This is a genomic window from Intestinibacter sp., from assembly GCF_034113885.1.
GTDB lineage: Bacteria > Bacillota > Clostridia > Peptostreptococcales > Peptostreptococcaceae > Intestinibacter.
In genome coordinates this window covers 1-20077 of the sequence record NZ_JAXEWM010000156.1, presented here as the reverse complement: position 1 = coordinate 20077, position 20077 = coordinate 1, and the positions used below count along the sequence as shown (strand labels likewise).

Here is a 20077-nt window from a genome sequence, read left to right as displayed (position 1 = left end):
TTATTTATTATGTCATTTTTTTCTAAACCTTTTATTTTTTCTAACTCTCTACTTGTATAATCTTCTTTTTCTAAAAAAAGTGGTTTATCAGCTTCTTGAAAAGTAGATATAGAACCTTTTTCCTTATCTTTCTTAATATCCAACTCGTTATTTCTTAATTCTTTGAATTTTGAACTTATTTCTTTAGATTTTATATTTTCTAATGTTTTAGATATCTCTGAATTAAATATTATTTTTCCTATCATCTTAATTCTCCCCTTGTAATTCTATTTGCTTCAACCCAATTAAAATATACTTTCTTAAAAGAATTATCATTCTTAGCAATACTAGATAACATACATTGAATTAATGATTTTTCAAATTCAATATTTTCATCTAAATCAATATAATACCTTATATTTTCAATACCCTTACTTGTAAGTTCATCTATATCTTTAACACCATCCCAACACATAATGAATTTATTTATATCAATAATTGAATTTATTAAATCACATAACTGATCAAATTTATCTTGTCTCCATAAATCCATATTTTTTGTATTTATAAATTGATTAAGATTTTCTATAAGAATAAACTTATTTTCATTTGAGAAATTCTTCTTTAATATCCATCTTTCTATACTCTGTATATTTATACAATTAATGTTTATTCTATTCTTTTTACTAACCCTTTTATTTAATAAAATTTTTAATAATTCTCCAGTTAATTTTTTATTTTCTTCAAAATCAATATTTAGATCAAATTCATATTTTAAAGGATTTGCTTTATTAAATTGGTTTATCTTACAAAGCACTGCTTCCATCCAATTATTTTGATAGACAACAGCAACTCCTGTTTTTAATTTAGGTATTTCATTTATTTGATCAATATTTAATCCTGCTGCTCTACCTACACATTCTCTATCGTCTTGATCTGGTAATCTAAGTATTATTTTAGTATTAGTATTTCTTATTACAGAGTTATCTAATAAATTAGGCGCTTGATCTGAAATTATAAAACCTTCACCATAAGTTCTCATTTCTGCTATAGAATTCGATATCATTTCAACAGATTTTCCTTGAAGATTACTTGATTCATCACTTTGAATCATTGAAGTCTTTCTAAGTAAATTATGTGCTTCTTCTATTACTGTCAAATGTTCCAGCTTTGAATTAACACATTTTTTATTTACCATTCTATATTCTTGAAGTTTTATAAATAATATTCCCATAATTAAAGATTTTGTTTCAGTAGAACCTATTCTACTTAAATCTATTATTGTATTTTGATCAAATAAAACTTCATCATCTATACTTTGTGATGAAAATACCTTTCCGATTAATCCATTTGTTAAAGATTTGACTCTAGTACATAATGCTCCTGTATAATCATTTTTTAAATCTTCAGAATAAGCTGAGTTTTCAATTGTTACATTTAGTGAACAAAGTAAATCATTAAATGTAGGAAATTTTTTTTGTTCTGAAATACATATTGAATAATCTAAATTCCAACCACACTTTTGATAAGAATTTTCTATAGCCTCCCTTAAAACAGCTGGCATTGCTGCATACATAGGCCAACATGCATTAAATATTTCCACTAATTTATCTATATGTTCTAATATGTGTATATCTTCATCAAAACTAAATGGATTTATTTTTAATACAGGTGTAAATTTAGGATTTGTTCCAAATACGTTTACATCTTCTCTACCACCGAATATATCTTTATATTCTCCTTTAGCAGGTTCTATTACTAAAAAATTTATATTCTTTTTATTTACTTCATCTAATATTTTATATATTATATTTGATTTTCCTGTTCCAGTAGAACCAGTTATAAATGTATGTGAACCCAAACTTTTTAAATCAATATCTACATCTACATTTTCAGCAATTCCCATATGGAATATTTTCCCTATATTAATTTTATCTTCTACATCATTATCGTATTTTATTACATTTCTTCCAAATTCAGCCATATCCGTTATTACTAATCCTGAAATTGATTTTTTAGGTAAATTAACTTGAATAGGAAGTTCCTTACCACTCACTAAAACTCCTGGTGTTACATATTGATCTATTCTTTCAGAATTTACATCTATACCTATTATTGGATGATGTAATTTTTTTAAATACTTTGTAACTTCTGATAAATAATCATTATTCACACCCCAAGTATTTATAGATGAATTTTCTATATAAGATAAATTTCCAGATATTAATGATTTAAAATTACTCGATGCTATTTTTGCTATTTGTGAATCATCAGCTATAAAATAAGCCGCACAATTCCACATTCCAAAATTCTTACATTCATTTAATCTTTTTAAGTGAATCTCTATTTGTTCTAGTATATTTTCTATAAATTTATTTTCTGTTTTTATTTGGAAACTAATTCCTTTTGTTTTAGTATTTGATATAGATTCAGTTTCTTGTGTAGATTTTGATGTAGATTTTCCACTTGTATTAGTTCTTCCTTTTGTTTCACTAGAAGAAGTAGTTTTTGCATTTGAATAAGTATTTGAATGCCCAAAATTTGCCACCACAACACCAAAACCTTTGTTTTTTCCCTTATTTTCTGATTTAGTATTAGAATCAGATTTAGCATAACTTTGTGTATTTGAAATACTCTCACTTATACTTTCACTCATACCTTCGGTTAAACTATTTGATAACGATTCTGAATCACTTTGACTAAAATTTATATCTGTATGTGCAAATGGGACTAATTCGGAATACATACTTTCATATCCATTTTTAATAATTTCTAATTGTTCATTACTTATTGGATCAGATATAAATATTGCTGAAAAACGTTGACCTCTCATCGAATCAATCAATTTTTCTAATCCTTGTACAAAGCTATCATCACTTTGTGATTTCAGAGAAGGAATAGACGATACAGAAGATACAACCCTATTTTGATTATTACTTTTAGTAGTAATATTATTTAATAAAGATTCTATAGCTTTATTATTTATATTTTTTAACTCACTTCCTGGAAAATTTCCTTGGAAAGATTTTTTTACTACTTCTTTTGCTAAATTTACATCTGAATTTAAATCATTTCTTCTAACTCCTAAATATATCTCATTTTTTATGCCATCACTATCTATTATTAATATAATTGATGCATTTATATTAAATACTGCAGAAAATATATTAGATAATTTATCTAACATATTTTCCTTTTTATTATAAATTATTTTAGAAATTTTAAATAATCTTATATTATCTCTGATTTCTTCATCTCTAATATTATTTTGTAAACTAAGTACTTCATATTTAGATAAATTATTTAAATATGTTTTATTTACAAAACAATTAACTCTATCAAAATTAGTATCTAACTCATACAAATTAATATTTTTTTCACTAGATTTTATATCGGTACTAAAATTTATATTTTTCTCCATTGTTCTTCACCTATATTTAATAATTATTTTTACTTAACTAAATAAATTTATAATATACTTTCTAATTGTATAATGATATTTGCTATCTCTTGTTTTTTTTCATTTTTATTTTCTATAAGCTTACAAATACAATCATATTGTTTTTCTAAATCTTTTCTGTCTTCTTCTTTACCTTCTATAAAATTATTTATATAATTATTATTTTTTAATAAAAAATAGTTTACTTCGCTCATTTCTGTAACAAAATTTTTTTGAAATTCTTTCAAATATATTTTTATATTTTCAATATATTTACATAAAAATTCTTCAGTATTTTCTATATCTTTTGAATCAGTAGAAACAATACCCCCATAATAAATTATATATTTTACATCTTTAACTTTAAAATCTTTATCTATATCCATTGAAAGTTCTACAAGATTTATATATTCTTTTATACAATGAACTGACATTTTTTTAAATTTTTTATACATTTCTTCTAAATCTTCTTTGATATATTTTTGGATATCTCCTAAATATTCGTATAAATAGTTTATTAGTTCATATTTATCTTTATATTTAAATTCCATATCTGTTAAATTATCTTTAAGCTCTCTATATGTATTTTCTACTATTTCTGTTTTTTGCATAATTTTTATTTCAATATTTAATTCTGTAAAGTTAGCAAATAACGTATCTATATCTTTTTTTAATTCCATTATACTTTTAATATAATTATTTATATCATCTATTCGTTTTTTTATAGATTTTACACTTTCTTTTTTTATACTTATATCATCTTTTATTAATTTTTGATTCTCCTTTACTATGCCTGTTAAGTAATCAATTATTTTTAACTCTTCTTTTGAACTTGAAATTAAATCAAGTTTAGATTCTATATTTTGTATAACTTTACTTCTAAACCCTAAGCATTTAACTATTTCATTTATAATTTTTCTTATTTTTAATTGTTTAATTTTTTTATCATATTGATCAACATAAATATGCTCTGTTAATACATTTACCTTTTCTCCATCATATCCTTTTGAATTATAATAATTACAGTAGTGTAATATACTTTCATAATCCTCTTTTGTCCCAGCAAATGTTAATTTAAATTCACTTTCATTTATTTGATTTATAATTTTAGGTATCAAATTTTGTACCCAATTTTCTATTTTTTCATTCTTATATTTTGAGAAATAACTATCTTCACCTAATTCTTTTCCATCTATAGATACTGATGTTTCAACTTCATATGAATTATAACATAATAAAACATTAATCATGGCGCCCTCCTTCCCAAGCTAATATATTATGTTTTTTATTTTAATTAATTCTTGATAAATCGATATTTTCCTTCATTTTACAATAAAATAAACTAAAAAATAATTTTAAATTCGTATACAACTATTTATATATAAATACTTTTAAATATAAATTAACAATAAATTTAATATGTTTTTATATAAAAATACATTCAACTTTATATAAATAAAATAAAGTTAGATGTATTCTTATGATAATTTCATATATAACTAATCAACCCCCAGCGCCTTAAATACAGCATCCTCAGGCGATGTATAAAACGAAGTCTGGAACTTAGCAAACAACTCCGGTGGCACTGTAGGCAAATCAACAGCACTGCTCATAGGTAGCAAAATCCTCTTAGCTCCAGCATCGAAGCATACTTGAAGTACGTTTGCGAGCTCTTCAATTTTATTGATAGTTCCACCTATACTAAGTGATCCAAGCACGACTAGCTGGCTTTGAACTGGGCGATTCATAGCACCAGAGCACAAGCCTACAAATGCAGCAAGTGAAAGCTCAGAATTTAACCCAACTCCTGCAATATCCTGTACATACATCATATAATCTCTATTTGTCAGGCTTATAGATGCACTGATATTTTTGCTGTTGGCTCTGAAGTACTTGAATGCAGTGTCTATAGCTTCTTTGGCGTCTCTATCGGATGCTAGTCCACTTTTTTCAAATTTCCCGTTTCCGTTTATGACCTCGGTCTCGATTTTATAGACACCTATCATGCCGCTTTTTCCTCTAGCAACAGTGTAGACATGACCGGCGCGGTTCATGCCCTCAGGTATGATTTTACCTCCACCTTGCTCTGGTACTGATACAAATTCTTCTTTGAAGATTTCATTATCTATATAGGAAAATTGTACATCGTAAAATTCCATGCCGCCGATTTTTTTAAGCTGCTCCTTGACACGTCTTCTACCGACTAGAGCATATCTTAAAATTTCCTCGATGTCCTCTTTGTCGAACTCACCATTAGGATATAGTAATTTGACCATACCAGATACAGTTTTTCTGACTGCGATTGTATCTCTTTGGTTTAAATTATTGCCTAATTTAAAATACTTATCTATACTATCAGAGAAATTACGTTTTCTCATCTCTCTTAGAAATTCAGATAGATAATCAGTTATAAATCCATATTGATTAGTAAAAAACTCAGGTCTCATCTTAGGTATTTCCCAGCCAGGCAGATAGTAATGCATTCTATCAAAAAACGCACTGTCACTACTCATCGCATCTGGAAACGGCTCAAATAAGTGAGAAGTTTTTATAAGTGATTCTACACTTTGGTTTATATTTCCGACAAATACCATAGATGCAGATGCGTTTTTCTCCTCACGACCTCTAGCAAATGATCCAGATGCCATGTAGTCCTTCATAATTTGTATACCATCCTTATCCTTAAAATGAATACCAGCGACCTCATCAAAAGCAACCGTATCCCACATTCCTACAAGTCCTATTTGCTTGGAACTCATATTGTAAAATAAATTTGCGACAGTAGTTTGTCCACCTGATACCAATATAGAGTTAGGCGAGATCTCCTTGTACAAATGCGACTTACCTGTACCACGAGGTCCAAGCTCACATAAATTATAATTATTTTCGACAAGCGGTACCATTCTAAGTATCAAATGCCATTTGACATTTTCATCCAAAGTAGTAGGCTCCATACCTATACTTCTAATCAAAACATCTATCCATTCCTGCTTAGTAAAATTACGTCTACCCTCCATTATTTCATCTAAATCAAGATTAGGCATCTGTATAGGTGTCAAATCAGATATATTAAAAGGCGATGCATCCTTTGCATCCTCATCAAAAAAGTAATCCATCTTTAATATACACCATATACCTCCACATAATAATTTGTCGTAATCCTTGACATAATGAGGAGCTATAGGCACACCCTTTAACCCCAAGTTAGAAAATTCAGCCTCGTACAAATCCTTCTTGGCATTTAGCTTAACTGTCAGCTTATCTATAACAGTAAACTTCCCAAGCTCTCTAATTTTCGATTTTATTTTCTCAGCCTCATCTGGTCTCACAAAATTATCAGCCAATATCCTTTTAACTCTCTCAACACCCTCATTTATGCTGTCCTCGTCATCAGTTGCACAGTACATCCCAAGCAAATACTCCAAAACATAAACAGGCACATTTGCCCCCTCTTTAATTTTCTTAGTCAAATCTTTGCGGACAACTCTGCCAGCAAAATACTCATTTAATTTTTTATCTAAATTGTCCATCATGTCACCCCTCATCTAAAAAAATCGCCTCATATACTATAATTATAGTCCTATAAGACGATTTAAAACACTAAAATCCAAAATCATCTTGGATTGCTATATCTATAATAAATTCATATCGTTTATACTCTTCATCTACCTCGTGATTATCTTCTATCATAACTAGATAATACTTAGATTTTTTGTCGTATTTTATGCTGCTCTTTAACGCAAATCTCTCTTTAAACACCCTCTCTTCAGCATTAGACGATTTGCTGTCGGCGATTATGCTTATTTCATTAGAAATCACATTTCCAGCCTCGTCTTCAAAACGAGCCTTTAGCATAATCGGTTGCTTCTTATCCTCTACCATATCTTTTTGGAAGAAGTTTATAGTAAACCTAGGTGTAGTTATCTTCTTGCTTATAGTGCTCATCTCAACCTCTACATAGGATTCTTCTATTTTACTTGCTTTTTTATTTCCTTTAAACTTGATAACCGGCACTACAATCTCCTGTGGCATAGTTCCACCGTGGACATAATTGCTACCTGCACCTTGTTTTGCAAATCTGACTTCACCTCTTGGGACAGTTACAAATTTCTCGCCCTTATTTGACAAGATATAGTCCATAGAGAAAGTAAGAGTTCCCTCCTGTCTCTCAAAATCATCGCTTATAGCATATCTTCTCGAATACTTGTCATCTGATTTGTAGGTGATTTTTTCAGTAGTTTTTATGCTGCCCCTTCTATATAAAAATCCGTGATCAGAGGTTATATAGATATTGACCGCATTTAATCTAGTCACGAGGTTGTTTACTAATTGCTTAAGCTCAACAAAAGTATCCTCGCATGATTCAAATACCTCTCTCTCTGTAGCAGCATTATCACCTCTAGCATCTATTACATTGTGGTAAATATAGATTACCTTCTTACCCGTAAATATTTTCTTAAACTCACTAGAAGGTAAGTCCTCTATATCCTTGTAAGCTACAGCCAGCGAACTAGAATTTTTCGATTTAAGTATCTTATCCCTGTTTGCAGTCCCTTCTGAGCTTATGCCATCTACATATACGTTGTGCTTATCGTCAAGTGTTATATTTTTATTTGGCAATAAACTCGCCATCCCTAGTTTAGTACAAGAAGGAAGCACTCCTTGAAGTATATCTACAGTAGCAGCTCCCTTAGCCTCTACATTTAGTATATCTGCAAGCTCCATAGCACAATCGTATCTAAGTGCATCAGAAATTATCACGAACACCCTCTCATTTTTTAAATTATGAGGCTCTATATAATTAGGATAGAATGCCTTTTGAGATATAACTCCAGGTATATTCCAGTTAGTTCCCAAATTAGCCTCCACAGAACTAGACCACTTCACTGATAATTCGTCTAAATACCAATTAGTATAGATCTCTTCTATTTTTTCCATAAGAGAATATAACATGTCCTTGTCGTCGATTTGATCATAAGCCACATAGAATTTTCTGTAAGCTTTATCAATTAAATAGTAAGAATTCGCATCATTGTTATAGTATGCTTCTATCATTTCATAAGGAGTCTTTTCCTTTATATAATCTACATTCGCCTTGATTCTAAATAAATTTATAGCTTGCTCCAATGCATCGTAGTAATTTTTATAATCAGGATACCAATTCAAGCTCTTTCTCTTGTTTATGATTTCCTCATACTTGTCAAACTCGTCGGCACCACTTATAAGCACATCGACTAGTTTTTTGATTGTAGCTTCATCGAAATATCTAAACGTGTCACAATTTATAAAATCCTCTTCATTTAATTTAGATACTACATTTTCCAGCTTGATCACATTTTGAACTTTGTCGGCTAGTTTTTTGTATATATCTGAATCCTCTCTATCATTCATAAAATGGTTTATAAATATAGAGCAGTTAGATTTTTTGTCTGATATATATTCTGTGTAGCTCTTTGGCAACTGCTTGTCTATTTTCTCGTCTAAATCTGTAATAGTCAAAAGTATCATCAGCTTGCCGATATTCTTTTCTTCTAAATTATATCCGTAGTACTTAGAAGCTAACTCCCAGAAAGCATCTATGTCACCGAATTTTTCAATGCTTTCTAGGTATTTTTTATCTTTGTTTAAAAATTCCTTTAGCAATACCTTAGTCACTTCTTCAAAATCAGGCACAGATAACTTGCAAAGAGCTGATAGTGCTGCTATATGTATGCTATCCTCTGTGTAATCGCCTATATCTAGCTTTTTGAAGGCTGCATATCTGTCCTTGTTGTTGAAGAATTTTGAGTAATTTTTTATAACAGGAGTCAGCGATTTGTCTGTTATGTTTAAATCTCTCATTGTTACTGTAGTCTTATCTGTCGAAAATTCCACGCTGTATTTTAACACATCAAGCAGCCAGTCCTCTCTAGGCGCTGGCTTTGGCATATTGGCGTAGATTAGTATGTTTGATGTTGGATCTTCTTTTTCTAGGATGTATCTAGTTTTGAAGTAGTTGTTTGGTGTAAGTTTTAGAGTTCTTACGTTTTGTAGGTTTATGTTATCTATATCTTCAACGAACTCGCCATCTGCATCGTACCAGAATACTATGTGGCGCAGGTTTTCGTTTATCAGCGGTTCGTTGTATATTTCTGATAGTACTTTTGTTATTTCGTCAAGATTCATGGGTTCACCGTCTTTCATTGTTTTGTTTCTAGTATATTATATAATTTTGTGTTGTGGTTTTGTAGGTATTTTACAAAAAATAAAAAGTGTCTAAAATTAAACACCTTTTATACATTATATTTATTTTCACATTCTTTTAACTTTTTATTCATCTTTTTCCAATGTCTTGCAACTTGAAGTCTTATTAAATTTTTATAATTATTATCTTCCCCAAATATCTCATATGCTTTATATGCATATGTTAAAAAATTACCATATTTATGTTTCTTTTTATTATTTTTAGAAACTTTTGCTCCTAAATGAGAATATAATCTATACAACTTTCTTCTATAAACTTTTCTTCCAAATTTAGTACTATATTTACATACAATATCAACTTTTCTATACATCCTAGAATAATATTTAAATAAACTTCTATCTCTTATTTTTACTACTTTTCCATCAAAATAAAAGCCTAAATAGTTAAACGATTTTTTATTTGTTCCTTCTACATCCACTAACTCTTTTTCTTTATATATAAATTTAGAAGTTTTTACTTTATTAATTTTTAAATTTGGAACTTTACTTTCTATATCCTCAATCTTTTTTACATGTTTTATATAATCTTCATTACTATTTTCAATAGGAATTACAATTATAATATCATCACAATATCTGCGATAAATACCTTTATTACTCGTTACATAATCATTTATTTGCTTATCAAAATCAATCATATATATATTTGAATAAACTGCACTAATAGAAGAACCTTGTGGTATTCCTATTCCTAATTTTCCATTTTCACTGTCTTTATGTTTTTTCAAATATCCATTTTTCTTGAATTCTTGAAACTCTTGAGTTGTATCAAATATTTTATCTAATTTCTTAAACTTTTTTTCATCAATTTTTTTATAACTTAAAATATCATCTCTTTCAACATAAGTAAAATTTATTATATTTTTATATATAGCATAATGTTCTTTTGGTAATTTGTCGACTTCTAAAACTTCACATAATTTTTCTTTCAAATATTTATGATTTAATCGATCAAAAAATTTAGAAAAATCACTAACATATACAAATGCTTTTTCTTGTTTTGAAATAAAATCTATAACCTCCTTAGCAAAATGTATATTACATTTACCATTAAATATATTTCTATAAGCTATGGCAGATTTATTTATACAATATCTTTTTGCAATTTTATTATAAGCATTATTTAATTTATTTCCATAATATTGATATATATATCTATCAATATGTGATGAATAATATATCTCTCTCGTTTTAGGTTTATTTTTTCTAATTTTTTCACTTGAAATAGACTTTTTAGACTTTATTACATAATGTATGAATGGATAAAATCCATGATGTGCAACCCACTCACTATTTTTTATATTTTTTATACATTGACTAGGTTTCTTTTTAGAATCAAAATGTACATATTTTTTATTTTTTAAAGGATTTTTAAACTTTTTCTTCATACTTTATACCCCTTTGTAGAGCTTACTAGTTATATAATTCGTAGCTATTATAATAAGGTTTAACTAGTAAGCACATACATAAATTCCAATGATAGATTTTCTATCAGGGCTACTTATTCCTCCCAACACAAACGCTGTGTTATCATCTTTGTATAATATTCTTTGAATTATTATTAGATTCAGATTGGAGGCTCAAACTCATGTACAACATCAGTTTATTGTTTGCTGAAATTATACAGGCTTGTTTAGAGGATACCAAGTTCACACTTGAAATCTTGACTACACTATACCCTTAAGCCTATATCTTAAGGCACTATTATTATATCATATTTTTATATTTTTTAACTTTTATTTACTTCATTTATAAAAAATTTAATAAACTCTCTACCGAATTTTGAAATTTTAAAAGAATCATTTTTATTAATTCTTTTAAAAGATTTTAATTTTGTCGTTTTTCCTTTATATGTTTTTTCCAAATATTCTTGCATATTTAATATATTAGTAAAAAGGTTATCCATATCTTTTTCTCTTTGAGTTGTTAATAAACCTAATCTAACTAATTTTTCTCTTATAGCCGTATATTGTTCATTATCAATACTATATTCTCTCATTATATCAATATATGTTCTTTCTTTATCAATTACATAAAGATTATCATAATATAATCTAAGAACTTCTATATCTATAATTCTTAACTGTTCTAAAGTATCATAGTAAGTCAGAACAAAATCTTCATTAATTTTATCAATATCGGCTAAATTAATAAATCCATTTACAATATATTTTATTTTTACTTCTTGAACTTCATTTAAAACATAATCACTAACTAAACCAAAATATTTTTCTTTAAATTCATTATATTGTTCTTGATTCATATTATTTAATTTTTCTTCTAGTATTTCAATCTTATCTTTAATCTGATGCATAAACTCTATAAACATTTTTTCCTGTCTTTTTTGTTTATATGATAAATATATGTTAGAAATTCCAGGAACAACAGTTCCTACTACTCCATCTAACATTAACTCACATGTCATTTCAAATGCAGGCTCTTTAGCTACATCAAACATATCTTTTGCTTTTTCTTTAATATTCACTAATATCTCCTCCTGTATTTTTATACTACTTTATTTACAATTTTTTTGTTTTTGATATTGATATGAATTTAAAATAAAACTGGTAAAAGTCATTGCACAATTTACCGCTAACTCAGCATGATGTTTAGACGGTTTATATTCTGGTGCATGAGAATCACTTGCTTTTGTTCTCAATCCAGCAAGACCAATTACTACATTATTTAAACCAGAAAGGATTTGCTGCAATGGAGTTGTTAAACCTTTTTGCCCTGCATTTAAATTTACTTTTTTTGATACCCTTTTATATAATGCTGACATATCTCCACTATTTGTCCCTCTTTGACCATCAATATCTTCTTCTATAAGTAACAATACTTCCTCAACCATACTTCTTGCATTTGTAATTGCACCATAATAATCATTTTGACTAATTTTTTGATTGCATTTATTAATTTGATCATCTAAAAATTCAGATGATAATATTTTTAAATCTTTATCATTAACTATTATATTTTTATTGTTAATATCAACTATTTTATATACACCATTTTCAGATATTTCTTTAATTTTATATCCCTCTATAATTAATATTTTATTAAAATAATCAAGTACTTCTTTAGGATCTATATCATTATTTAAATAATTAATTGGATAAAGTAACTGATTCACTAAATCATTTATTTTGCCATTTTCAATAAATTCTTTAGCTTTATCAGCCGCATAAATACGTCTAACTGGAAATGAAGCAGCATTATACTCATCTGTTGAACCCAAATTATTAAAAAATTTAACTAATTGAGGTCCTGATAAATATTGTGACGGTCCCTCATCACCACATATCAATAATCCTATTTTGTCATAAGAAATTTCTCTTAACTTCAAATTTATCCCCTCTTTCGTAAAACAATTCAATCTCAAGCAAAACATACATTCGATTATATATATTATAAACTATTTTTGTACATTTATCAAAAAAGCATTTCCAAATAATATATTCGAAAATGCTTTTTATACATAAATAAATTTATTACATCTTAACCTTAAACAACAAATCCTGTTTCAAATCCTTCTTACCATCACCTTGTGGTACCTCAACACCTTGGAACTTCTGATAATTCACCTTCACTCCATCGTCCAAATCTATCGCTATTCTCTGATGAGCGACATGGGCGATTACTTGGTCATATTGTTTGCACTCTGCCAATTGCTTTTGTATTTTTTCTTTTCGCTTCTTAGCAGCAGCTTTTTCTTTAGTCGACAATATCTCAGAATTTATGTCATTATCTAATCTATTGATTTCAGATTCGTACTTTCTTTGCAAAACATGCAAATAATCTGCTCTAACTTTAGCGACCATATTTTCATCATATCTATGCATATAAATGAGAGCTTTGAATCCGTTTTGCTTGCCACTGTCGAACATCCAATAAATCGGTCTCTTTTGATAAACTTTTAGATGATCCTCCATAAATCCTTTTAAGAAATATCTTCTCAAGCAGTCCCTACTTGTTTCATTGGTTTTTCTTTTGAAACACTCAGTATCAGCTATATAGTTTAAATTTTCTTCCAAAGTTTCTTCTCCAAACACTACCTTCACAAATTCAACAAATCTAGAAACTATATCATCTTCAAAATACTCCATATCTGTTATCGGTATTATAGCATCTTTGTCAGCTTTGAAGGTTTTGTATCTATTTATGTCGAACTCTCCACCAGCAAATACCAATCCTTCTTCGTCAAGAGAATATCTGCCCATCATACATCCCACTGCATAAGATATAAAAGATTTCATTTCTCTATCTCTGTCTGCTTTACGGATAGTTATGTCTTTGTCTTCAACTTCTGGTGTTAATTCATCTTGTAATCCGTAGATATCTATAAAAATTCTGTTCAATTCTTCTTCATTAGATTTAAGTTGGTTAAATTGTTTTTCTGCAAAATCTGACCAATTTTTAAATGAATTTTCTATGTTATTAGATTTAAATTCAATTATAGGATGTTTCTTAAAATTCCATGAAGTTTCAAATGAATCCCATTCCTTTCTAGATATTTCTATAGCTTCATTCACTGTATAATGTACTTTCTCTAATAAGTTAAAATTTTTTTTAAGTGGTATATTTTTTATATCTGTAACTAATACATTCAAAGTCGGATTTAATATATCAATTATATTTGAAGAAACTTTAGAATTTAATATACCCAATATATAATATAAATCATCTTTTAAAAATAAAGCTGAACCTCCTCCACCAAAAATACTATTATTCATATATCGTAATGCCAACGTCGAACCATTTATACTCGACCAAGTTATGCCTTCTTTAAAATAATATCTAGTATTTTGTGGTCTTGATTTTTGTTTTCCATCTGATGTTTTTAAATTTCTTAATATATTTCCATCATTTTCCCACATTACAACATTATTATTGTTTCCATACCATTTTCTAAACTCTCCACCTTTTGCATAAGGAAACCATTTATTATTATACGTTTCTTTATTTGTCGTTATACCAAATCCAATTTTATAAAAATCTATTTCAAACCATAACCTAACAAATGTATCGTTATCACATGTATCTAAACCTTTAACAACATCACTTACAGATCCAATAGTACTATTTTTAAATGCATCTAATAAGTTATCATTTAACCAATAACCGATTATACTCATAGGTATATTATAAAATATAGATTGATTAATATTATATCTATTATTTATATTAAAGAATTGTTGTTTTTTTAATGCACTCGTATTATAGTTAACTAACCTTACATAGTTTCCTTTTTGATTCATAAAATTATTTTTTAGAACAAATGATACAGTTTGTACGACTTCTCCCCCAATATCATCAAATGCTCTTGTTCCTAAATGAATCAAATTACATATATATATTTTTTTAATTAGATATTTTCTAAAATTTTCAAAACTACCTAAAAACATCCAAGAATGCATAGTTATCATTGCTGTATATTTATTTTTTTTAGTAAATTTTAAACATCTCTCTATAAATGCAACACATAAATCCATTTTACTATTTGGATAATTTGATTTTATCATATTTCCTAACTTTACATTTATTCCTTTATTTCCCATATATGGTGGATTTGTACTACAAATATCATATTTCTTACACATTATATTTGTTTGCCTAACAACTATAGATATCTTACTAAGTATTCGTTCTTTTCTATCCTTAATAAATAAATCATCATTATCCATCTTAATCTCAGTTAGTCTATTTTCAATTCTATTGAAATTAATGTTTTCAACCTCTAATATAGACCCATACTCCTTAGCATCAGTAAACACCTCAACTAAATACTCAACATCCTTCTTCAACTCCTCATCGCCATCAGCAAAATACTCAATATCCTCTTTACTAATACCATTACTTTCCTGAATAGCACAGACATTTAACTCAATAGGATTTCTCTCAATATCCCTAAAAAATCTTCTAGAATAACTTCTAGCCTTCATAATAAGTGCAAAATAAGCCAATTGACCAGCTCTATCGTCTATATCAAGCCCATACAAATTTTTCTCCAAAATAAGTCTAGGAATCTCCCTCTCAGAATACCCAACACTCAAATAAATCTGATACAGCACATCAAAAGCATACACAAGAATATGACCACTTCCCATAGCTGGATCTATCACAGTTATATCCTCAGGACTTAGCTTCTTGCTCTCTTCTCTGATTTTCTCAAGCTCCTTCTCTACATCAGACTCTTGCTCAGCTTCCTCTAAATAATATTTCCAGCTACTTTTAAGCTCCTCATCGGGATGACCTTCTAGCCAAAGTCTGCCGAGTGAATTTTCGACCATATATTTAACTATCCAATCTGGTGTAAATAGCTGTGTAGCTGCTGGTATGTTTTCCTTAGTTATCTTCTTGTTTTTCTTAAGCCCTGCAAATACCTCGTCCTTTTTCTCAGAGATATAATATTGGTACAGCCAACCTATAATCTCAACTTGATCCTTAAAATCATCTTCTTCAATACCTATTATCAAATCTCTAATTACAGAGCCTTCTACTAATAGATTATCTGGCAGCAACAACTCTGTATAATCCTGAATTTTTTCAAACATCACAGGCATTATTTTTCCAAGTGCATTACATTGTTTTATAAATATGTACTTAAATAATCCTTCTGTGTCGTTGTTGTCTTGGTAGTTGTATATTTTTTCTGTATCTAAATTCAATTCATCTACTAAATCCAATGCTTCAGTAACTGCATCTGGTTCTACTTTATTTTCGTCTTCACTAGATAAAACCCTGATGCGAGTAGGTAAATACTCATTTACCTCCATAAATCTTATCGCTATGATTCTGTTAAACCAAGTATAGGCGACTTCCTCCATGACTTGTTCATAGCCTTTGTACTCGATTTGTTCTATTAATTTTTCTCTATGTTCTGTTTCTATATCAGTTAAATAAACGTAATCGTTGTTTATTTTGACTCTGCTACCGTTTGGAACTTCTTCTATTTCTTTTATTTCATCTATACTAATTCCTAGACCGTATGCTTTTTGACTGACTGCATCTATCAGCTTTCTTCTGGCATTTACGGCGAAATTTTTAATTGCACTCTTGTTCATACTCTACCTCTTTATCTTTATTTTATAAAAGGCTAGATTTACCCAGCCTTTTATATATTATACTAATTTAAACTCTCCTTTTTCTTTAAGCTCTTTTTCTAATTTTTTTCTTAAATTATCTAATAGTTTATCAATATTATCTTCACTACTTATAACAGGACAATCAGATATTAAATTAGATTTATAAACTTTTCTAATTTCTTTAACTACTGGTGTCACTGGCGGATCAACAACTTTTCCACCACCTCCAGGAGTTTCATTTCTTCTATCATATTCCCTATCAATCTCATCAATACAATTTTTCTTAGTTCTATCAGAAAGCTGTGGCATAGCAAGTATCTCATTAAACTGCTTAGCATTTCTAAGTCTATCGATAAGCTCGTCAAACTTCTTAGCATATTTTCCTCTGAACTCATCTGCAAAATCAAATCCATTTAAATAATCTATAACCTCTGCCTTATGATTTTTCAAAGTAGGCTCGATAGCCTGTGCTTCACCTTCGTATAGCTCAACTAATTTGTCATTGTATTTTTCAATCATCATCGGAAGCTCGTGGATTTTGTTGTAAGGCTTATCCATTTCTACTACCTGTCTGATGCCATCTACTATAGATTTAGTCTCAGCGTCTAAGTAATCCATATTCTCCTTGGCATGCTTAATAGTACTTAGACCTTTATCGAAATTCGCCTTTTGTGCGCTATCTCTGCCGTTGTCTTTTTTGAAGAATTTGCGGATGTCCTCGCTGTTTTCTCCGTAATCCTCAAAATCATCGTATAAATCGCTCGCTTCTTTGAAAAATTCAAGTGGTTCTCTGTTTTGGATTACGCCTTCTATTAATTGCTTACCTTCTTGTAGAACCTTCTTATCTGGATATCGTCCAAATCTGTACTCGTCAAGTAGTCTATCTATTTCGAGGATTACTTCTTTTGCCTTTGCTTTAAAATTAGCCATAACTCCATCTTCGTCGGATTCAGTTATAGTGTGGTTGAAAACGTCTTTAGATATTTCCTTGACATCCTTTATATATCTATTTGGAACGCCTTTTCTGACTTTGACCTTAGTTTTTTCGACGTAATCCTTTTTAGTTATATAATTTACTACATCTCTGTTGTCTATAGTGATGTTTTCGCCGCTGCATTCTAATTTTATCTTTTGTGATTTAAATAATTTAGCTATAATGCCTTGTATATCTAAATCCTCCCATCCATAAGGCGATTTTGCAAAATACATCAATATAGTTTTTATAGTTATTGAGCTTCCTGCGCTGTATCTTTCTATATATCTCAAAATTTCGTCTATAGCTAGTTTGTTTGGATCTTCGTTTAAGCCTTCTACAGACATTTGCACGCTCTTTGGATTTTTAGATAATATTTCTACAATTTCTTTAGATGAATTTATGTTCTTTTTAATGTAATTAAATTTGTGGTATACACCGTCGACTAAAGCTCTCAAGGCTTCGTTTATTCTCTGTTCGGCTTCTTTTTCTTTAATCTCTGCTAAAGAACCATTTATATAAATATCGGCAGTTTTTATATTTTCTCTTAAAAGTAAAACTGCTCTCTCTCTTCTCTCGATTTTTTCGACTCCTTTGCGGTCTTTTATAGCTTCTACTGTAGAATTTGATTTTGAACCGCTGTTGAGTCTTAGGTATTTTTCTATTTTTAGAGCTTCTTCTATTTCTTCTAAATAAGACATCTCATTGCTTAGCTTTATAACTACATTGTTTTCTCTATATGATAATTGCTTCAAATCATAGGCTGTCACATCGTCTATGTCATAATGTGGTGTTATTATTTTGACCCCGATTTCGTTGTTTGCAATTCCATGAGGGCTTTCATCTATATATTTGTTAAATGCAAAGTCTTTTTTGTTAGAATATCTGAATTTAGTAGTTTTATAGATATCTCCAAATACTATTTCCTTTACCTTTTCGATAGTTTCGCCGATTTCTACCTGCATGTTTTGGATTTCTTTATTTATATCTTGTTCGTCGTTAGTTAGAAACTCATATTCTTCACCGTTTTTTTGAACTAAAGTCTCTCTTATCAATTTATTTACTGATTCTTGTATTTTTCTTTTGATTTCTATCTTGTCGTCATCTATGTTAGATAGCATAAGAGTAGATAGATTTTCTAAGTTCGCTTTTACCTCTTTGACGTATTTTAATAGGAATAAAACCTTTAAAACATCTACATCGTAATCGTTTAGTCTAGAGTTTTTCTTAGCTTTAGAGATTACTGATTTTATATTTCCATCTAGAAAGTTTTCTATAGTTTCATAAAACACGTGAAAAGGTATCAAAGTCCCTAGTTCGCAATCCTTGTATCTGACAGCAGACTCTTGGAATGCTCCAAGTAGAGATCTCTCTCCTTCTGATATATGCTTACCACTCGCACCGTGTTGTCTAACTCCTTCAAACACCTTTTGAAGCAAGTTAAATTGGTATGGTATAAATGGATAAGTTTCTACAAAGTCCTTTGAATCTTGGTATTTCTTCATCTCAGCTGTGTCCGCTGTGAAGTTTATTATATTTTTAAGTACGGACTCTTTGTCTGAATACATCATTTCTAGAGTTTGTTTAGCTCCGTCAGTTTTATCTAAAAGACGTTTTTTGATAACCTCATCTACATTTGAAGACGATAAACTAAGTCTAGTGTTAAATCGCCCTTGTATCTTAGAGAAATCATTTCCCTTGACTTGTCCCTTAGTAAGTGCGTCTATGTCCTGTTGTGAAGTGACCAAAACCCAGCACTTGCCTGAGCAGTATATACCTAAATCCTCGACAACTGTTTGAAGATTTAACATAAGACCGCTGTCGTCACCTATATACTGTCCAATTTCATCTACTAAAAACACTACATGGTGGTTGTTGCCCTTGCTTTCTATATATTCATTTACCTTTTTGGCAAATTTTTCTATACTAAGACTGTAATTTTCATCTGCCTTTTCCAGCCAGTTGTTAGCAGCCTCTTCACTCATACCTCTAGCCTGATTTAACGCTGCAACTACTGCATCGCCTTCATAGAATATATCTTCTCTAGTTTTTTCCCAATCGTATCCGCTTTCTTGCTTGTAAACCTCTTTAAATTTGTCGTATACTCCTTCCTTGACCATTTGTCGCTCCAAATCAGCCACCCATGGCAAAACTCCGCAGTATCCCTGCATCTCGTCGAATACTTTATTGAAAACTTTAAGAATTGCATCCTTTGAAGTCTTGTAATTTGACTCGCTCTTAGAATCTATATTAAACAGAATTACATCTGTGCTCACATTTCCAGCCTTTTGCATATCGGCAAGAACCATTTGATCTTGTATCTTGTTTTCAAAAAAATCAATAGCTCTCTTACCATCT

Annotated in this window: 10 protein-coding genes; all 10 read right to left on the bottom strand. The window is 29.2% G+C overall.

Annotated elements, in window-relative coordinates:
• Positions 1–245 (bottom strand): hypothetical protein (locus SPD90_RS09570; protein ID WP_320925083.1); only part of this gene is annotated, 245 nt, incomplete at its 3' end.
• Positions 242–3400: an ATP-binding protein gene (locus SPD90_RS09565; RefSeq protein ID WP_320925082.1), complete on the bottom strand. Its 3159-nt coding sequence runs from the start codon at positions 3398–3400 to the stop codon at positions 242–244. The genes SPD90_RS09565 and SPD90_RS09570, both read right to left, overlap by 4 nt.
• Before the next feature lie 47 nt (positions 3401–3447).
• Positions 3448–4668 (bottom strand): hypothetical protein, encoded by a 1221-nt coding sequence (locus tag SPD90_RS09560; RefSeq protein WP_320925081.1) that lies wholly within the window; start codon positions 4666–4668, stop codon positions 3448–3450.
• 249 nt (positions 4669–4917) lie between these two features.
• A complete protein-coding gene (brxL, locus tag SPD90_RS09555) occupies positions 4918–6948 on the bottom strand; it encodes a protease Lon-related BREX system protein BrxL (protein WP_320925080.1) in 2031 nt (676 codons plus the stop codon).
• A gap of 70 nt (positions 6949–7018) precedes the next feature.
• Positions 7019–9583 (bottom strand): BREX-1 system phosphatase PglZ type A, encoded by a 2565-nt coding sequence (pglZ, locus tag SPD90_RS09550; RefSeq protein WP_320925079.1) that lies wholly within the window; start codon positions 9581–9583, stop codon positions 7019–7021.
• A gap of 107 nt (positions 9584–9690) precedes the next feature.
• Positions 9691–11049: a reverse transcriptase domain-containing protein gene (locus SPD90_RS09545; protein WP_320925078.1), complete on the bottom strand. Its 1359-nt coding sequence runs from the start codon at positions 11047–11049 to the stop codon at positions 9691–9693.
• A gap of 341 nt (positions 11050–11390) precedes the next feature.
• A complete protein-coding gene (locus tag SPD90_RS09540) occupies positions 11391–12146 on the bottom strand; it encodes a hypothetical protein (protein ID WP_320925077.1) in 756 nt (251 codons plus the stop codon).
• Positions 12147–12176: 30 nt separating this feature from the next.
• Positions 12177–13007, bottom strand: coding sequence for an abortive infection family protein (locus SPD90_RS09535; RefSeq protein WP_320925076.1), 831 nt, complete (start codon positions 13005–13007; stop codon positions 12177–12179).
• A 145-nt stretch (positions 13008–13152) separates the two neighbouring features.
• Positions 13153–16725 (bottom strand): BREX-1 system adenine-specific DNA-methyltransferase PglX, encoded by a 3573-nt coding sequence (pglX, locus tag SPD90_RS09530; RefSeq protein WP_320925075.1) that lies wholly within the window; start codon positions 16723–16725, stop codon positions 13153–13155.
• Between the two features lie 57 nt (positions 16726–16782).
• Positions 16783–20077, bottom strand: a 3295-nt coding sequence (gene brxC / locus SPD90_RS09525; protein ID WP_320925074.1) for a BREX system P-loop protein BrxC, incomplete at its 5' end; no start/stop codon positions are given.

Excerpts from the sequence above, each read along its gene's own strand:
- SPD90_RS09565 (WP_320925082.1), bottom strand. The coding sequence starts at position 3,400 with ATGGAGAAAAATATAAATTTTAGTACCGATATAAAATCTAGTGAAAAA.
- SPD90_RS09545 (WP_320925078.1), bottom strand. The coding sequence starts at position 11,049 with ATGAAGAAAAAGTTTAAAAATCCTTTAAAAAATAAAAAATATGTACAT.
- brxL (WP_320925080.1), bottom strand. The coding sequence starts at position 6,948 with ATGGACAATTTAGATAAAAAATTAAATGAGTATTTTGCTGGCAGAGTT.
- SPD90_RS09560 (WP_320925081.1), bottom strand. The coding sequence starts at position 4,668 with ATGATTAATGTTTTATTATGTTATAATTCATATGAAGTTGAAACATCA.
- pglZ (WP_320925079.1), bottom strand. The coding sequence starts at position 9,583 with ATGAATCTTGACGAAATAACAAAAGTACTATCAGAAATATACAACGAA.
- pglX (WP_320925075.1), bottom strand. The coding sequence starts at position 16,725 with ATGAACAAGAGTGCAATTAAAAATTTCGCCGTAAATGCCAGAAGAAAG.